This is a genomic window from Acidithiobacillus sp., assembly GCF_027322205.1.
Lineage (GTDB): Bacteria > Pseudomonadota > Gammaproteobacteria > Acidithiobacillales > Acidithiobacillaceae > Acidithiobacillus.
On sequence record NZ_DAHVHY010000129.1, the window covers coordinates 1 to 2,634 of the forward strand.

The window sequence follows — 2,634 nt, forward strand, 5'->3', positions numbered from 1 at the left end:
TCTGGCCAAAGACAGTCACAATTCCAGCAAGCCGCCGTCCTCAGATGGCCTGCGCAAACCCGCACCTAAATCTCTGCGTCAGGTGGGACAGCGCCCCAAGGGCGGGCAAAAAGGCCACAAAGGCTCAGCGCTGGAGCGCGTCGCCGAACCAGATCATGTGATCAGCCATCTCTTGCCAGCAACCTGCGATGCCTGTGGCAGCACTCTGGACGAGGCCCATATATCGGAAGCCCGCCAGGTCTTCGATATACCGCCTCAGCAGGTTGAAGTCACCGAACATCGCGTTCTGGAAGCACGCTGCACCTGCGGCAAGGTACATCGGAGCAACTTCCCAGAAGGGGTTACGCCACCACGCAATATGGTCCACGGGTACAAGCCACCGTCGTCTATCTCACCCAGCACCACATGCTGCCGATCCTGCGCACCACCCGAATCATGCGCGATACCTGTGGTGTTGCCCTGTCGCCGGGTGCCGTGGTCAGAATGATCCACATCGCGGCTGGAAACCTGACCCCCACCGTCGCGCGTATTGCGGACGCCGTTCGGGACGCCCGCGTGGCCCATTTCGATGAAACCGGGATGCGGGTCGCGGGCAAGCTCCACTGGCTGCACACGGCCGCCACCCCCAACATGACCTGGGTGGGCATGCACACCCGCCGGGGCCAGGAAGCTTTCGACGCTTTCGGTATTCTGCCCGGATTTCAGGGGACTGCCATTCATGATGGCTGGGCGCCCTACCGGAAATATGACTGCCTCCACGGCCTGTGCAACGCCCACCACCTGCGGGAGTTGACGCTGGTCCACGAACAGTACGGCCAACGCTGGGCGAAGAATATGATCGACCTGCTCGTTGCCGCTAATCGGGATGTGGCCGATGGACCGCTCAGCGATAACCGGATGGTTAAAATCAACGCGGACTACACCGCGATACTGGCCAAAGGCGACACGATCCACCCGATCAAGAAGCGCAAGGATGGCTCCGCGCATCGGAGGCAATCCACTCCGACCAATCTGTTGCGACGCCGGCGTGAATATCGTGAGGATGTCCTGCGTTTTCTTTCGGATCCGGAGGTGCCCTTCACCAACAACATCGCAGAACAGGCGGTGCGAATGCCCAAGGTTAAACAGAAGATCTCCGGCTGTTTCCGGACCTTTGATGGGGCAGCCACTTTCTGCACGATCCGATCCTATCTGGAAACCTTACGCAAGCAGGGCGTCGACCTGCTGCACGCCTTGATCCAGTCTTTTCAGGGGGAAACCCCACAGCCCACCATAGGGTAAATGTACCCCTGGTGAACAGTTACCTTTAAAGATGCTGCGAAATGAAACCAATGATAGAGGAAGTGGGGTATTCAGATATTTACGGTGACGCCGTCCGCCAAGCAGGCGGAAGTATTCTGAGACGTGCTGGGCAACCAGTGATTCAATAGTGCCGTCGGCGATCTGCAAGCGGTTGTCGAACAGACGGTGCAGCAACATCCGCCGCCGATCCTGCTGGATACGCTCAGCATTACCCCCGCCTTGAAGTCGATGGCGACCGGATTGACGCGGTGTACCTGCTGGTAGGCATCGCTGCCACCATTGCGAACGGAGAGCACGAGCACCAGCAGATCAGGTCGCTCTTTGGCAATCTCCGAGAGAATCTGGATAAAGTTGAACGCCCAGTTCTTCCAGGGGTACTGCTTGGTATTGGTCAGGCCGTCGTACCAGGTCTGGAATTCATCCAGCAGCAGCATCGTTGGCGTGTGCTCCAGGAGTTCGACAATGAGCTTGTCGGAGGGAATGTCGGTCTTGGCCGCCCCCATGCCTTCCCACTTGCCCTTGATGAATTCGCCGCGAGGATGGCGCTCGAACAGCAAATCCCACAGGAATTTGTAGCGCTGGCGGTGCAGGCTCTCGCCAATGACCAGCATTCCATCGCGCAAAGCAATCTTGCCGATTTTGCGTCACCGAGCGTGGAGGCCCAAGATTTCAGCCATGCGCCAGTCGATGCGGCATCGTTGACAGCGTGGTACAGCGCAGCCATCAAGTGCGACTTACCCAATCCGCGTTCGCCGATCACGACTACCGGGCGACCCTGATTAGGGCCGACGGCCTCGATGCCCTTCAAAAGGTCATGGGTCGGATACGTGATCTCCAGAAACTGCTGCGCGGCAATCTGTGTTGCGCCGGTGTTGGAGTCGTTGGAGAGCTCAATGGCCGTCCCTTTGAGGCGCTTGCCCCGAAATTCATCCCGTAGAGTCAGTCCAAGCATTACTTACGCTCCCCATCGTTCGATTGACCATCGACCGTGTCATCCCCGTCACCACCGGTGGCAAGCCCTTCCATCGACTGCTGTTTGATCCAGCGGTCGATGTCTGCGCGCGAAAATCGCCATGTCCCGCCGACCTTGAAGGCAGGGATCTTCTTGGCCGCAACCAGCCTGTAGATCGTCCGCTCCGTGACCTTCAGGTAGCCGGCGACCTGCTTAATGGTGAGGATCTCGGCTTCGGTGGTTCTTGTTGGCATAGCAAAGGCTAATCTAGGATAAAGTAAGGCAGGATAGTGCAAAATTTTCAAGGTCTCAATGGTGGTCTGCAAAACAAAGAAATTGCGGATCGCTTAGCCCATGTTTGACACTTTTTCGGCAAAACC

4 protein-coding genes and 1 pseudogene are annotated in these 2,634 nt (G+C 57.8%); 3 read left to right on the plus strand and 2 right to left on the minus strand.

Translation table 11 applies throughout. From position 1 onward, the window contains the following. Positions 1-49 precede the first annotated feature (49 nt). Positions 50-247: pseudogene (locus M7F93_RS11635) on the plus strand (hypothetical protein); the annotation flags it as partial. A gap of 56 nt (positions 248-303) precedes the next feature. Continuing rightward, positions 304-1,281 carry an IS66 family transposase gene (tnpC, locus tag M7F93_RS11640; RefSeq protein ID WP_298173706.1) on the plus strand — a complete coding sequence of 326 codons (978 nt, stop codon included), beginning with the start codon at positions 304-306 and terminating at the stop codon, positions 1,279-1,281. 71 nt (positions 1,282-1,352) lie between these two features. Here tnpC and M7F93_RS11645 read toward each other — a convergent pair whose 3' ends face one another. After that, positions 1,353-1,925 (minus strand): hypothetical protein, encoded by a 573-nt coding sequence (locus M7F93_RS11645; protein ID WP_298173700.1) that lies wholly within the window; start codon positions 1,923-1,925, stop codon positions 1,353-1,355. 104 nt (positions 1,926-2,029) lie between these two features. Here M7F93_RS11645 and M7F93_RS11650 point away from each other — a divergent pair, with 104 nt between their 5' ends. Continuing rightward, the gene (locus M7F93_RS11650) at positions 2,030-2,239 is read left to right on the plus strand and encodes a hypothetical protein (RefSeq protein ID WP_298173703.1); all 210 of its coding nucleotides are present in this window, start codon (positions 2,030-2,032) and stop codon (positions 2,237-2,239) included. Positions 2,240-2,253: 14 nt separating this feature from the next. On the opposite strand, the gene mads1 is transcribed toward M7F93_RS11650, so the two are convergent. Then, on the minus strand, positions 2,254-2,559 hold the full coding sequence (mads1, locus tag M7F93_RS11655) for a methylation-associated defense system helix-turn-helix domain-containing protein MAD1 (protein WP_366144789.1): 306 nt from the start codon (positions 2,557-2,559) through the stop codon (positions 2,254-2,256). Positions 2,560-2,634: the final 75 nt, after the last annotated feature.